Source organism: Arthrobacter sp. 135MFCol5.1, from assembly GCF_000374865.1.
GTDB lineage: Bacteria > Actinomycetota > Actinomycetes > Actinomycetales > Micrococcaceae > Arthrobacter.
The window spans coordinates 100,030-113,471 of sequence record NZ_KB895457.1 but is presented as its reverse complement, the minus strand read 5'-3'; the positions used below and the strand labels follow the sequence as shown (position 1 = coordinate 113,471).

The following is a 13,442-nucleotide window of genomic DNA, read 5'->3' as shown; positions in this document are numbered from 1 at the left end:
CAAGCAACTATCTGCGTTCAATGATCGATGGCCGCCCGTTTGGCGCCATTGTGGTGAAGGAGCAACCATGGGCATCAAGGACGACGCCGTTGAGGTACGCGCCCAGGGGTGGCGCACCTTGGCGGCCCTGCATGGCTTGATTGAAGGTGAGCTGGAACGTTCCCTGCAGGCCGAGTCGGGGCTTTCTGTGGTGGAGTACACCGTGCTGGATGCCCTCAGCCGGCAGGACGGGTGGCATATGCGGATGCAGCAACTTGCCCGCGCCACGGCACTCAGCCCCAGCGCCACCACCCGGCTGGTGAACCGGCTGGAGGACCGCGGCCTCCTGACCCGGATCCTGTGCGACGACGACCGCCGCGGCATCTACACCGAGCTGACCGGCAGCGGCATCAACCTGCTTTCTGAGGCCCGGCCGGTCCACGATGCCACCCTGGAGCGTGCGCTGGACCAGGCCCAGGCGGTCCCGGAGCTGGCGCCGTTGGTGGACGCCCTGCCCCGGTTGCACGCGCCGGCATAGAGCAGCCCCCGGAAGGATCAGCACGCGGGACGCTGCTTCCTGCGTGGTAACGGACGGGGAGGGTCAGGGAACCTTGGCCGCGGCGTCCGTGGGGTGGCCGGCGGAGACGTTCTTGAAGTAGTGCTCCAGATCCTCCAGGCTCTTGTCCTTGGTCTCCGGCACGTACTTGGCGGCGAAGCCGATGGCACCGATGCCAAAGCCGGCAAACACGAAGAAGGTGTTGGAGATCCCGATGACGGCCAGCAGCTGCGGGAATCCGAAACCGACCAGGAAGTTGACGGTCCACAGCAGGAACGCCGAAGCACCCATCCCCAGCCCCCGGATCTTCAACGGAAAGATTTCCGAGAGCATCAGCCACGTCACCGGTGAAATCGCGCCTTGCTGGAAGGCCAGGAACGTCACGGTCAGGGCTAGGATGGCGATGCCCCTGTCCGGGCCTTCGGGGAGGATCAGCGAGAAGAGGCCGATCAGCAGCAGCGTCGTCGTGGTGCCAATTTGTCCCGTGATCAGCATCCTGCGCCGGCCCACCTTGCCCAGCAGCCAGATGCCCACGAACGTGGCAAGCACCGAGATGGCGCCGTTGGCGATATTGGCCGTCAAGGCGGCCTCGCGGCCAAAGCCTGACGTGGAGAGGATCTGGGTTCCGTAGTACATGATCGAGTTCACGCCCGTAATCTGCTGGATCACGGCAAGGCCCAGTCCCACGAAGAAGATGCGCCGGAGCCATGGGATGCCGAGGTCCTTCCACGAGCCCATCGTGGACTTGCCGTCTTCCAGGGCCATGGCTTTGACTTCTTCGAACTCCCTGGCTGCTTCCTCCTGCGATCGGATCCGCTGCAGCACCCTGAGCGTCTCGCCGAAGCTGCCAGTGGACGCCAGCCACCGGGGGCTCTCCGGCATGAAGTTCATCCCGATCCACAAGGCGATGGCCGGCAGCGTGGCGATCACCAGCATCCAGCGCCAAATGCCGTGCGACCCGCCGAAGGTGTTGCCCAGGCAGGCGTTGAAGGTGAACGCCAGCAGCTGCCCGGTGACGATCATAAGTTCGTTTCGCGTGACAATGCGGCCGCGCCGGTTTCCCGGCGCCACCTCGGCCAGATACACAGGGACCGTAACGGACGCCCCGCCCACGGCGAGCCCCAGGACGAACCGGGCGGCGACCATCACCCCGGTGTTCGGCGAGAAGGTACAGGCAAGGGTGCCCGCCAGGAAGATCACGGCCAGCCCCATGAGCATCAGCCGCCGGCCGTGGCGATCCGCCAGGCGGCCGCCGAACAATGCACCGAAGGCCGCACCGAACAGCAGGGACGACGTGACCAGGCCCTCGGTCAGTGGTGTCAGGCCCAGGTCCTCCTGCATGTACGGCAGTGCCCCGTTGATTACACCGGTGTCATAGCCGAAGAGCAGGCCGCCCAAGGTGGCGATGAGGGTGGCAGTCCGCAGTGCCCGCCTGTGGTTGCCCGGCGGGATGGTGGCGTGCTGCAGCCCGTGCGACGCATGCTGGTCAGGAGTGGATTTCACATAAACACTCCATTGTGGACCAGCAGGGATGCGGACACAAAAGAGGGACGGATGGCCGGCCCGTCCCCCTCCTGTCCTACTTGTACAAGTCCGGCTTTGCGGCCAACTTCACGGCCACCTTTTCACCGTTCTTCTGCGCCTCGACGCCCGCTTCGCAGCACGCGGCGGTGGCGTACCCGTCCCAGGCGGAGGGGCCGCCGATCCCGCCCTTAAGTGCCGCGTCCACCCACGACTGGATTTCGACGTCGTACGCGGCTCCGAAACGCTCCTCGAACCCTGGCGTGACGTTGCCGCCCCAACGGCCGGCGCTGCGCGTGTAAGGGCCGGTGTCCCCGCCGATGCTGACGATGCCGTCCTCGAAGGTGGCCTGGGTAGCCACTTCGTAGCCGAACTTGGCATTGACGTAGATTTCGACGTCGGCCAGGACCCCTGACTCGGTTTCAATGAGGACGTGCTGGGGATCGTGCTGGCCGTTGGGCGCGGTCCTGGTTGCCTTGCCCAGGCGGACCTGGACGCTGGTGATTTCCTCACCGGTGAAGTAGCGGATAGCGTCGAATTCGTGGACGACGGAGTCGTTGATGAGCATCTCGTTGGTGAAGCCTTCGGGGGTGGTGGGGTTGCGGTGCTGATGGTGCAGCATCAGCAGCTCTCCCAATTCCTGGTTCCGGATGATCGAGCCAAGGGCTGCGTATTCGGCGTCGAAGCGGCGCATGAAGCCCACCTGGATGCGCTGGTGGCCCAAGGCAACCTCGGCTTCGACGATTTTCCAGGATGATTCGGCGTCCGGGGTGAGCGGCTTTTCGCAGAGGATCGGGATGTCCTTGGCGAGCCCTTTGAGCAGGATGTCCTGGTGGAGGAACCCCGGGGTGGCGATCAGCACCGCGTTGACGCCACCGTGAGTGAGGGCTTCCTCGGCGTCGGTGAGGGCAACTGCACCGGGGATGCCTTCGATGGCGGCCTGCGCGCGGGCAAGGTCGACGTCGACGACGGCGGCAATTTCTGCTCCGTGGATGCGCTTGCTGAGGCGCTGGATGTGGTCTGCGCCCATGCGGCCTGCCCCGATAACGGCGACGCGGAGGGATTCAGTCATTGTTCAGTCCTTCTGGTTCTGGAGGGAAGGGAGGTGCAGTCCGCCTGTGCTGGTCCGTCAGCTGACGGTCGTGCGGGAGCCGCAGGACAGCAGGTAGTTTCGGGTGCGCTTGGCGATCGGCATCGGAACGTCGAAGGCCACGGGGTACATGTCCTGCTCCACGATGCCGAAGATGGGCCGGTTCAAGGCTTCCACTGCGTCGATGACCGCACGCAGGTCGGGCAGCCCGTTCGGCGGTTCGGTCATGACTCCTGCGAGGTTCGCCGCGGCCCAGGTCATGTTCTCGTCGTTGACCTTCTTCAGGATCTCCGGGTTGACCTGCTTCAAGTGCAGGTAGCCGATCCGGTCCGGGTAGTTCTTGATCAGTTCCAGGCTTGAGGCGCCGCAGTATTCGGCATGGCCGGTGTCCAGGCACAAGTTCAGGTATTTCGGGTCCGTGGCGTTCAGAAGGGTTTCAATGTCCTCCTGGGCTCCCACGTGCGAGTCTGCGTGGGAGTGGAACTGCTGCTGCAGGCCAAAGTCCTCCAGGAGGGTCTTGCCCAGGCGGTCGTGGCCGGCGAACAGGTCGCGCCAACCCTTCTCGCTCAGTGTCCCGCTCTCCACGGCTTCGCCGGTGACGTCGTCGCGCCACATGGCCGGGATGACCACCATATGCTCTCCGCCCATGGCGGCGGTCAGTTCAGCGACTTTCCGGGCAGGTTCCCAGGCGGTTTCCCACTGGTCCAGGCCGCGGTGGAACGCGGTGAATACGGTGCCGGCGGTGACCTTGAGGTCACGCTGCTTCAGTTCTTCGGCAAGCCGGATGGGATCGTTGGGCAAGTAGCCATAGGGGCCCAGCTCGATCCATTTGTAGCCTGATTCGGCCACCTCGTCGAGGAAGCGTTCCCACGGGGTCTGCTGGGGATCGTCCGCGAACCAGACGCCCCAGGAGTCCGGTGCCGTGCCGATGATCAGCTTGTTCTCAGTCATGTGCCTGTTCCTTTGGAGGGTTTCGGCAGGTTCAACCACCGGTGGTTGAACGTGCCGAAACCGGATGGGGACTAGTTGGAGGGGAAGTTGTAGGAGGCGCCGGAGGCGTGGTGGGTTTCGGGCCAGCGGGAGGTGACCACTTTGCCGCGGGTGTAGAAGGAGACGCCTTCGGGACCGTACATGTGCTTGTCGCCGAAGAGGGAGGCTTTCCAGCCGCCGAAGGAGTGGTAGGCCACCGGTACCGGAAGGGGCACGTTAATGCCGATCATGCCGACGGTTACCGAGCGCTGGAACGTGCGGGCGGCCGCGCCGGAGGAGGTGAAGATGGCGGTGCCGTTGCCGTAGGGATTGGCGTTGATCAGCTTGATGCCGTCCTCGAGGGTATCGACGCGGACCACCACCAGGACGGGACCGAAGATTTCCTCCGTGTAGGCGGTCATTTCGGTCTTGACATGGTCGAGGACGGTGGGGCCTACCCAGAAGCCGTTTTCGTGGCCGGGGACCACCAGGTCGCGGCCGTCCACCACCATGGCGGCGCCGGCGGTTTCGGCGTCGGTGACGATCCGGACAATGCGTTCCTTGGAGGCCGGGGTGATGACAGGGCCCATTTCGGCGCCGGGCGCGGTGCCGTTGTTGACCCTCACGGCTTCGGCGCGTTCCTGGACCTTTGCCACCAATGCATCGGCGGCGTCTCCGACGGCGACCGCGACGGAGATGGCCATGCAGCGTTCGCCGGCGGAGCCGAACGCGGCGGCCGCGAGGTGGTCCGCCGCATTGTCCAGGTCGGCGTCGGGCAGGACGATGGCGTGGTTCTTCGCCCCGCCCAGCGCCTGGACGCGCTTGCCGTGCCGGGTGGCGGTCTCGTGGACGTACTGGGCGATCGGGGTGGAGCCGACAAAGGAGATGCCGTCCACGTCCGGGTGGGTGAGGAGCCCGTCCACGGTTTCCTTGTCGCCGTGCAGGACCTGGAACACGCCGTCCGGCAGCCCGGCTTCCTTCCAAAGCTTGGCCAGCAGCAGGGAGGCGGAAGGGTCGCGTTCGGAGGGCTTCAGGATGAAGGCGTTGCCCGTGGCAATCGCCATCGGGGCCATCCACAGCGGCACCATGACGGGGAAGTTGAACGGGGTGATGCCCGCAACCACGCCGAGCGGTTCACGGAAGGAGAAGACGTCGATGCCGGTGGAGACCTGGTCCGAGTAGTCGCCCTTGAGCAGGGTGGGGATCCCGCAGGCGTACTCCACCACTTCCAGGCCACGGCCGATCTCGCCCTTGGCGTCGGAAAGGACCTTGCCGTGCTCGGCGGTGACCAGGGCCGCGAGTTCATCCACATGGGCGGCGACGAGCTCGCGGAACGTGAACAGCACTGCGGTACGCCTGGCCAGGGAGGTCTCGCCCCAGGAATCGGCGGCCTTGCGGGCAGCGGCGACGGCGGTGTCCAAGTCGGCCCGGTTGGCCAGGCGCAGCTCGCCGGTGACCTGGCCGGTGGCCGGGTTGTAGACGTTCGTGGTGCGGTCGCCCTCGCCCGGGGTTTCGGCGCCGTTGATGAAGTGGTTGATCACGGTAGCTTCAGTGGTGGTGGCAGTCATGGAACTCTTCCTTGAGTAGGGGAAAGTGGGTCAGCCGAGCAGTTTGCGCTGGCGTGACTTGTGGTCGGCGTAGGCCCCGTAGGCCTGCGTGGTGGAGTCCAGTTCGGAAACCTGCGCGACCGGAACGTCCCACCAGGACTCGGAGGATGGTGCGTCCAGGAGAGGATCGGACTCGACATGGATCAGGATGGGCCCGCTGCCCTCGGGGGCGGCTTTGGCATCGCGGATGGCCTGCTCCAGTTCGGCGATCACCTTCTCCCCGGGTTCGATCCTGATGACCTTCACGCCCAGGGATTCGGCGTTCAGTGCAAGGTCCACCGGCAGGGTCTCGCCGGTGTCGAAGCTGTGCTGCTCCTCGTCCAGGGCCCGGTAGCGGGTGCCGAAGCGCTGCGAGCCCAGGGATTCGGACAGGGAGCCGATGGAGGCGTATCCATGGTTCTGGATCAGGACCACGATCAGTTTGATGCGTTCGGCGACCGCGGTGACCAGTTCGGTGTGCATCATCAGGTAGGAGCCATCGCCCACCATGACGACGACGTCCCGTACGTCCGCGCGGTCCCCGCCTGCCGCCGTCGCACGCGCCGCTTCGGCGAGCACTGCCCGCTTGACCCCGAGGCCGCCGGGAATTTCGTAGCCCATGCAGGAGTAGGCGTATTCGACGTGGTAGCCGAACGGGTCGCGGACGCGCCACATCTTGTGCAGATCGCCGGGCAGCGACCCTGCAGCGCAGATCACCACATCCGCCGCCTCCATGGCCCGGTTGGTGGCGCCGATGATTTCGTTCTGCGCCGGCAGCGGGGTGTACCGGGTGTCGAACGCCTGATCCACGGTGGCGTCCCAACGCTTCTTCTCCGCCGCGACCTTTTCCGCCAGGTCTGCGCCGGTACGGTAGCCGCCCAGGGCCGCGTTCAGCTTCACCAGCGCCTTGCGGGCGTCCGCCACGATCGGAAGGCTGGTGCCGTGCTTGTAGGCATCGAGCGGGGCGACGTTGATGTTGATGAACGTCACGTCGGGGTTCTGGAACGCTGTGCGTGACGCGGTGGTGAAGTCCTCGTAGCGCGTGCCGATGCCAATGATCAGGTCTGCCTCTGCGGCAATGGCGTTCGCCGCGGTGGTGCCGGTGGAGCCGATCGCTCCGAGGGAGTGCTTGTGGTCCCACGGCAGGACGCCGACGCCGGCCTGCGTGTTGCCCACCGGGATGCCCGTCAGCTCGGCGAACTTTGCCAATTCGTCGTTGGCGTAGGCGTAGAGGACGCCGCCGCCGGCGATGACCAGCGGGCGCTTGGCGGCGCGGATCGCCGCCGCGGCGCGGGCGATGTCGTCGTCCTCGGCCTCGGGGCGGCGGATCCGCCATTCCCGCTCGGCCAGGAATTCCTCCGGGACGTCGAGCGCCTCGGCCTGGACATCCTGCGGCAGCGAAATAGTCACCGCCCCGGTTTCGGCCGGGTCGGTCAGGACCCGCAGCCCGTGGTGGAACGCGGAGAACAGCTGCTCCGGCCGGGAGACCCGGTCGAAGAACTTGGACAGCGGCCGGAACGCGTCGTTGACCGTGAGGTCGTAGGCGTACGGCTGTTCGAGCTGCTGCAGCACCGGATCCGCGACCCTGGTGGCGAACGTGTCAGACGGCAGCAGCAGGACCGGCAAACGGTTGGTGGTGGCCAAGGCGGCGCCGGTCAGCAGGTTCGAGGACCCCGGGCCGATCGAGGTGCTGATGGCGAACGTCTGGCGGCGGCGGGTGTGCCGGGCGTAGCCGACAGCCTGGTGGACCTGGGCCTGCTCGTTCCGGCCCTGGTAGTAGGGCATCAGGGACGGGTCCTGCTGCTGGTATTGCTTCAGCGCCTGGCCAACGCCGGCAACGTTGCCGTGGCCGAAGATACCGAAGGTGCCCGGAATGAGCCGCTCCCGGTAGTCCACGCCGCCAACGTTGTCAACGGTGTACTGCTTGGACAGGTATTCGACGACGGCCTGGGCCACCGTCATCCTGCGTGTTCCTGTGGTGCCCATGGGGACTACTCCGATGCTTCCGTGGTGTGGCGCAGCAGCGAGGCGGCGGTGGCGACGGCGCCGGCGACATCCCCGTCTGCGGGATAGAGAAGGGTGCGGCCCACCGTGAGGCCTTGGACGCCGGGAAGCGCCAGCGCTGCTTCCCAGGTGGCGAAGACCTCATCCTGGGTGCCGTCCGGGTCACCGCCCAGGAGTACCGTGGGCATGGTGGTGGCCGCCATGACGCGTTCCATCTCCGCCACCACCGGCAGCTTCATCCAGGTGTAGGCGCTGGTGGAACCCAGGCCTTCGGCGATCGCAATGGACTTGATCACCGCATTGGTGGACAGGTCGTTGCGGACGCGGCCGTTTTCGCGGACCGAGAGGAAGGGCTCCACCATGGCGATCAGTTTCCGTTCGGCCAGCGAATCGATCGCGTGGGCGGTCGCCTCCAGGGTGGCGACCGTATCCGGGTCGCCCAGGCAGATCCGGGTCAGCATCTTCCCGCCGTCGGCACCAAGGGCCGCCAGCGCCGCGGCCGTGTGGCCTGTGAACCGGTCATCGATCTCGTTGACCAGCCCGGCCAGGCCGCCACGGTTCATCGAACCGAACACGAGCTTCCCGTCCAGGGCACCCAGCAGCAGGAGGTCGTCCATGATGTCCGGGGAGGCCAGGACACCGTCAACTGCAGGGTTGGCCAACGCGATCTGGAGCCGGTCCAGGAGTTGGCGGCGGTCTGCCATGGCCACCGGATCCGCACCGACGGCAAGGGCGCCGCGGGCCGGGTGGTCGGCCGCGACGATGAAGTTCTGTCGTCCGGACTTCAGGCCCGGGTGGCGGCGGCGGGACTTCGCGGCGCGGGCCACAGCCTCCGGGTCCTCAAGGCGGATGGTGCTCAGGTGCTCATAGCGGCGCGGATCATCATCCAGGGTGCGGTTGGAAGCCATCGGGGTGAGGGTCACAGTGCTGCTCCTTCGGTGGCAAGCTGCGCGGCGGCACCGTCGCCGGGGACCGGCCGGCCGCGTTCGGCCAGCAGCGAGGTGACCTCCTCCGGCGTCGGCATGGCATCTGCGCAGGAGAGCCGGGAGGCGACGATCGCACCTGCGGCGTTGGCGTAGTCCAGGACCTGGGCCAACGGCCAGCCGGAGAGGAGCCCATGGCAGAACGCGCCGCCAAACGAGTCGCCGGCACCCAGGCCGTTCAGCGTCTCCACCGGAACGGGAGCGGACACCACCCGCTCGGTGCGGGTCTTCGCCATCACGCCTTCGGCGCCGAGCTTGACGACGGCGATCTCCACGCCCGCAGCCAGCAGGCGGTCCGCCTGCTCATCAGGAGTCCCCTCCCCCACGGCGACGGCGCACTCCTTGTCGTTGCCGATGGCGACCGTGACATACGGCAGGACTTTGGCGACCTCGGCCCGTGCCTCTTCCTCGGATGGCCAGAACATGGGCCGGTAATCCAGGTCAAGGATGGTGAACTGACCTTCAGCCAAGCGGGTGCGCGGGCGCGCTTCGTGGGCTGCGATGTGCGCTGACCGGGAGGGCTCCTGGCACAGGCCCGTCACGGTGGACCAGAAGATCCCTGCCTGGCGGATGGCGTCCAGGTCCAGCTCTTCAGCCTTGATCTGCAGGTCCGGCGCGGTGGGGAACCGGCCGTAGAAATACAGCGGGAACTCATCGGTTGCCGGCTTGATCGCGCAGAAGGTTACCGCCGTGGGCAAGTCCTTCACCGGGGTCACGAAGGTGTCATCGACGTTGAACTTGCGCAGCTCGCGGTGCAGGTAAACACCGAACGGGTCATCCCCGGTACGGGTAATGACGGCAGTGCGGCGGCCATGGCGGGCGGCGGCAACAGCAACGTTGGACGGTGAACCACCCAAGTACTTGCCGAAGGAGTTAACGTCCTCCAAGCCAACCCCGATGTCGTTCGGGTAGATATCAACGCTGATGCGCCCGATCGTAAGAAGCTCGTGGGTCACGGTGATCGCGGACCTTTCTGGTGTGGAACCCGGGCCCTTTGAGGGGCAGGAGTTCCGGGACTGGCAGGCCGTGGCGTGGGCCACAGGCACTACTTTGCCGTAGATCGAATGTCCTGTCAAAAGTTTGTTCTGACATACTTACAACCAACAGCAGACCCGGCCCCCACGACCGGTAGGGGCCGGCAGTCAGTGTTTGGGGACCGCCAGCTCGCCGGTAACGTACTGCGCGCGGCCGAAACCGAACGACCAGTCACCGGCGCTATTTTCCACATAGCCGATGAAGACATCCTCGCCGGCGACCCCCAGTCCGGCGAGCTTTTCCGCCACGGCCGCGAAAAGCCCCTGCTTGGCCTCCTGCGACCGGCCCGCCTGGGTGAAGATCTGGATCATCACCACGCCCCCGGTGCGCTCGAATCCGAGGCCCGCATCCTGGGCAATGATCCGGCCCTGGGGGTGTTCCGTCAGGATATGGAAGTAGTCCCGCTCCGGAATGCCATACTCGGCCAGGATTGCTTCATGGATCCCTCGGCTCAGCGCCTGCAATTCTTCGGCGGTGCGGCCTTCGTTGACGTCAATGCGGACCAGCGGCATGCTAATTCTCCTTCGCTTGCTTTGTCCTGACATACTAACAAGTGATGCAATCAGGGAACAAACCCTTGCGCGGAACCCGCGATGGCGCCTACCATTAATCAACCGCAAGGTTGATAAATAAAAAAGTTGATTAAAGGAAATGATGTTGATCTCCGATGACGCGGCCCTGGACGTGGCCTTCATGGCCCTGGCAGATCCCGTGCGGAGGCGCCTCATCGCCCGGCTCAGCAGGGGCCCGGCAACAGTGAACGAATTGGCGGAACCGTTCGAGATCTCCAAGCAGGCGATCTCGAAACACATCCAGGTACTTGAGCAGGCGGAACTGGTGACCCGGACCAGGGACGCGCAGCGCCGGCCCGTGCACCTGAACCCGGCCCGGCTTGAGGCGCTGACCGCATGGATTGACCAATACCGGTTGATCCGCGAAGGCCAGTTCCGCAGCCTCGACGCCGTTCTTCGATCAAGCACTGCCCACAGCGGCGGCCACCACAGTGGCGACCAATCCACCCAGGAGTCAAAATGAGCAATTCCCTGAAACTCAGCGTTCCCGAAGGCGTCCCCTTCATCGATTACGAGCGCGAGTTCGATTTCCCGGTCGCGGACGTGTTCCGCGCCCACAAAGAACCGGACCTCATTGTCCAGTGGCTGGGCCCGCGGGGCATGAAGATGGACATTGACCACTACGACTTCCGCACCGGAGGCAGCTACAGCTACCTGCACACCGGACGCGACGGTGTCGCCTACGAGTTCAAGGGCATTTTCCACACGGTCCGCGAGAACGAATTCGCCATCCAGACCTTCGAGTTCGGCGGATATCCGGATGTGGTCAGCCTGGAGTTCATGACGTTCGAGGACCTCGGCAACGGAAGGACCCGACTGCGGGGACATTCCGTCTACCCCAGCCAGGAAGCGCGCGACGGCATGGCCCAGTCCGGCATGGAGGGCGGCCTGTCCGAAGGCTACGAGCGGCTGGAAGAATTGCTGGCCGGGGCAACGGCTCCCGCCTGACGCAAAAGCACCGCCTCATCCAGGACGCGGCCCAGGTTCGCGGGATCATGCGCGAACCGGCCCAGGAAGAGTCCGTCCGCGGCTCCCAGCTGCGGCAACAGTCCAGGGCCGGCACTGCCGCCGTACATCACGGGGCAGCCAGGGCCCAGGGCCTCCCGGATGAGCCCGAGGACGGCGTTGACGTGGTGCGGGGCGGCGGGCTCGTCGGCGCCGATGGCCCAAACAGGTTCGTAGGCCAGGACCAGGCGGGGCAGCAGGTCCGTGTCGCCGCCCGTCGCGGCCCGGACCTGCCGCACGCAGAAGTCCGCGGCAGCACCGGCGTCGAGCCTGTCCGGTTCCCCGATGCACAGCAGCGGGGTGAGGGAATGGCCGACGACGGCACGCACCTTGCGGGCCACGACGGCGTCGTCCTCGGCGAACAGCCGGCGGCGCTCGGCATGTCCGATTTCCACCAGCCGGACGCCAAGTTCGGCCAGCATGCCGGGGCTCACTTCCCCGGTGAGCGGCCCGTCCCCCCATGCGCAGTTTTGGGCCCCGAGCAACACCGGCGAGCCGGCCAGGATCCGCGCGGCCTGTTCCAGTACCGGAAAGGAAGGGATGACGAAGACCCGCACCGGGGAGTCCTGGGCGGCGAGCCCGGGCCTGTCATCCACGATGGAACGCACCTCCGACAGCCAGCGCAGGCTTTCCTGGTAGCCCAGGTACATCTTGGTGCTGACACCGATGTAGAGGGGGCCGTTGCCTGTGCTGCTGCCGGAGGTGCTCATGGTTTCCTTGCGTGTTGGTGGCTGCCGACGTGCTCAGTCGAGCAGGTCATCGGCCTTGTTCTTGAACCGCCTCGTGGCGAACATCATTGCGGCCGCCACAAACGGCAGGACGCCGAGGGCATAGACGCCCATGGAGCCGGTGGGTGACTGCGTTGCCTCGTTGACTGCGGTCCGCAGGATGGGTGCTACGAAGCCGCCCAGGTTGCCGAGGGAGTTGATCAACCCGATGCCTGCCGCGGCAGCAGACCCGGCGAGGAACGCGGTGGGGTACGACCAGACCACCGGACCGACGGCAAGGAAGCTGCAGACTGCCAGGGTAATGAAGACCATGCCCAGCACCGGCTGGTGGTTGGTCCCCGCCCAGGCTGAGCCGAAGATGCACAGTCCGGTGGAGATGAACAGGATGGTGCCGAACTTCCGCCGCTTCGCCACCGTGTCCGCGGCCTTGCCGATGAAGTAGCAGGAGAAGATGCCGAAGAACCATGGCACGGCGATCAGCAGGCCGACGGCGAGTCCCACCTTCTGCCCGGTGAGGGAGGACACCTGCTGCGGCAGGAAGAAGGTCACACCATAGACCGCGACCTGCAGGCAGAAATAGATCACGGTGAAGTACCAGACGCGGCCGTTGCGCAGGGCGGCGAGGATGCCGCGGGGGCCATGCTCGTCCTTGATGGTGTCCTCCAGGGCCATGACTTCCTTCAGCGCATACTTTTCTTCGCTGCTGAGGAACTTGGCTTTCTCCGGACCATTGATCAGGAAAAAGAACGCCGCGATGCCGGCCAGGACGGCCAGCATGCCTTCGACGAAGAACATGACCTGCCAGCCGCGCAGTCCGGGGACCTGGTCGCCGATGTTGATGAGCCAGCCTGAGAGCGGGTTGCCGATCATCTGGGAGAAGGGCTGGGCCAGGTAGAAGATGGCGAACATCTGCACGCGGACCTTGTTCGGGAACCATTCGGCCAGGTACATGATCACGCCGGGAAACAGGCCCGCCTCGGTGACGCCGAGGAGGAAGCGCAGGATCACGAACGAGGTTTCGCCCTGGACGAAGGCGAAGCATGCCGAGACGATGCCCCAGGTGATGGCGATGCGTGCCAGCCAGACCTTGGCACCGACCTTCTTGAGCAGCAGGTTGCTGGGAATCTCGAAGATCGCGTAGCCGATGAAGAAGATGCCGGCGCCCAGGGCAAAGGCTGCGGCGGACACCCCCTTGTCCGCGCCCAGCGCGGCCTCGGCGAAACCGACGTTGGTTCTGTCCAGGAATGAGACGACGTAGAGGATGACCAGCATCGGCATGAGCCGGCGCGCCGCCTTCAAGATTGCCGATTTCAGGACCGGCCGGGCCAGGAGTTCCTTTGATGTTGCGGTGGTTTCAGACACAGCACTCTCCTTCGAGTGGGTGGCGGTGATGGGCCTGCGGGCCGGCGGCCCG

General features: G+C 65.7%; 13 protein-coding genes. 3 read left to right on the top strand and 10 right to left on the bottom strand.

Translation table 11 applies throughout. The features are described 5' to 3' along the window. Window positions 1-67 precede the first annotated feature (67 nt). On the top strand, window positions 68-517 hold the full coding sequence (locus C563_RS0111475; protein ID WP_018762198.1) for a MarR family winged helix-turn-helix transcriptional regulator: 450 nt from the start codon (window positions 68-70) through the stop codon (window positions 515-517). Between the two features lie 63 nt (window positions 518-580). Here C563_RS0111475 and C563_RS0111470 read toward each other — a convergent pair whose 3' ends face one another. The 8 genes from C563_RS0111470 to C563_RS0111435 all read right to left on the bottom strand — a co-directional run bounded on the left by C563_RS0111470 (window position 581) and on the right by C563_RS0111435 (window position 10,235). After that, a complete protein-coding gene (locus tag C563_RS0111470) occupies window positions 581-2,038 on the bottom strand; it encodes a sugar porter family MFS transporter (RefSeq protein ID WP_018762197.1) in 1,458 nt (485 codons plus the stop codon). A gap of 76 nt (window positions 2,039-2,114) precedes the next feature. Then, entirely contained in the window at window positions 2,115-3,128 is a 1,014-nt protein-coding gene (locus C563_RS0111465) for a Gfo/Idh/MocA family protein (RefSeq protein WP_018762196.1), read from the bottom strand. A 57-nt stretch (window positions 3,129-3,185) separates the two neighbouring features. Beyond that, a complete protein-coding gene (locus tag C563_RS0111460; RefSeq protein WP_018762195.1) occupies window positions 3,186-4,097 on the bottom strand; it encodes a sugar phosphate isomerase/epimerase family protein in 912 nt (303 codons plus the stop codon). Between the two features lie 71 nt (window positions 4,098-4,168). Then, window positions 4,169-5,683 (bottom strand): CoA-acylating methylmalonate-semialdehyde dehydrogenase, encoded by a 1,515-nt coding sequence (locus tag C563_RS0111455; RefSeq protein WP_018762194.1) that lies wholly within the window; start codon window positions 5,681-5,683, stop codon window positions 4,169-4,171. Between the two features lie 30 nt (window positions 5,684-5,713). Further along, complete coding sequence (iolD, locus tag C563_RS0111450) at window positions 5,714-7,663, bottom strand: 3D-(3,5/4)-trihydroxycyclohexane-1,2-dione acylhydrolase (decyclizing) (protein WP_018762193.1); 1,950 nt, start codon at window positions 7,661-7,663, stop codon at window positions 5,714-5,716. A gap of 29 nt (window positions 7,664-7,692) precedes the next feature. Next, on the bottom strand, window positions 7,693-8,613 hold the full coding sequence (locus C563_RS0111445; RefSeq protein ID WP_196803332.1) for a Cgl0159 family (beta/alpha)8-fold protein: 921 nt from the start codon (window positions 8,611-8,613) through the stop codon (window positions 7,693-7,695). A gap of 11 nt (window positions 8,614-8,624) precedes the next feature. Next, window positions 8,625-9,644: a 5-dehydro-2-deoxygluconokinase gene (gene iolC, locus C563_RS0111440; protein WP_018762191.1), complete on the bottom strand. Its 1,020-nt coding sequence runs from the start codon at window positions 9,642-9,644 to the stop codon at window positions 8,625-8,627. 186 nt (window positions 9,645-9,830) lie between these two features. Further along, window positions 9,831-10,235: a tautomerase family protein gene (locus tag C563_RS0111435; RefSeq protein ID WP_018762190.1), complete on the bottom strand. Its 405-nt coding sequence runs from the start codon at window positions 10,233-10,235 to the stop codon at window positions 9,831-9,833. Window positions 10,236-10,377: 142 nt separating this feature from the next. On the opposite strand from C563_RS0111435, the gene C563_RS0111430 reads away from it, so the two are divergent. Together C563_RS0111430 and C563_RS0111425 are read left to right on the top strand one after the other, a co-directional pair. Beyond that, window positions 10,378-10,758 carry a winged helix-turn-helix domain-containing protein gene (locus tag C563_RS0111430; protein WP_018762189.1) on the top strand — a complete coding sequence of 127 codons (381 nt, stop codon included), beginning with the start codon at window positions 10,378-10,380 and terminating at the stop codon, window positions 10,756-10,758. After that, window positions 10,755-11,243, top strand: coding sequence for an SRPBCC family protein (locus C563_RS0111425; RefSeq protein WP_018762188.1), 489 nt, complete (start codon window positions 10,755-10,757; stop codon window positions 11,241-11,243). The genes C563_RS0111430 and C563_RS0111425 overlap by 4 nt, the downstream gene beginning before the upstream one ends. On the opposite strand, the gene C563_RS0111420 is transcribed toward C563_RS0111425, so the two are convergent. Together C563_RS0111420 and C563_RS0111415 are read right to left on the bottom strand one after the other, a co-directional pair. Further along, on the bottom strand, window positions 11,195-12,010 hold the full coding sequence (locus tag C563_RS0111420) for a triose-phosphate isomerase family protein (protein ID WP_018762187.1): 816 nt from the start codon (window positions 12,008-12,010) through the stop codon (window positions 11,195-11,197). The genes C563_RS0111425 and C563_RS0111420 overlap by 49 nt on opposite strands. A gap of 33 nt (window positions 12,011-12,043) precedes the next feature. Next, window positions 12,044-13,390: an MFS transporter gene (locus C563_RS0111415; RefSeq protein WP_018762186.1), complete on the bottom strand. Its 1,347-nt coding sequence runs from the start codon at window positions 13,388-13,390 to the stop codon at window positions 12,044-12,046. Window positions 13,391-13,442 lie beyond the last annotated feature (52 nt).

Bases quoted from the DNA above. Each gene is read 5' to 3' on its own strand.
- C563_RS0111420 (WP_018762187.1), bottom strand. From the start codon at position 12,010: ATGAGCACCTCCGGCAGCAGCACAGGCAACGGCCCCCTCTACATCGGT.
- C563_RS0111430 (WP_018762189.1), top strand. From the start codon at position 10,378: ATGTTGATCTCCGATGACGCGGCCCTGGACGTGGCCTTCATGGCCCTG.
- iolD (WP_018762193.1), bottom strand. From the start codon at position 7,663: ATGACGGTGGCCCAGGCCGTCGTCGAATACCTGTCCAAGCAGTACACC.
- C563_RS0111465 (WP_018762196.1), bottom strand. From the start codon at position 3,128: ATGACTGAATCCCTCCGCGTCGCCGTTATCGGGGCAGGCCGCATGGGC.
- C563_RS0111475 (WP_018762198.1), top strand. From the start codon at position 68: ATGGGCATCAAGGACGACGCCGTTGAGGTACGCGCCCAGGGGTGGCGC.
- C563_RS0111460 (WP_018762195.1), bottom strand. From the start codon at position 4,097: ATGACTGAGAACAAGCTGATCATCGGCACGGCACCGGACTCCTGGGGC.
- C563_RS0111455 (WP_018762194.1), bottom strand. From the start codon at position 5,683: ATGACTGCCACCACCACTGAAGCTACCGTGATCAACCACTTCATCAAC.
- C563_RS0111435 (WP_018762190.1), bottom strand. From the start codon at position 10,235: ATGCCGCTGGTCCGCATTGACGTCAACGAAGGCCGCACCGCCGAAGAA.
- C563_RS0111425 (WP_018762188.1), top strand. From the start codon at position 10,755: ATGAGCAATTCCCTGAAACTCAGCGTTCCCGAAGGCGTCCCCTTCATC.
- C563_RS0111445 (WP_196803332.1), bottom strand. From the start codon at position 8,613: ATGGCTTCCAACCGCACCCTGGATGATGATCCGCGCCGCTATGAGCAC.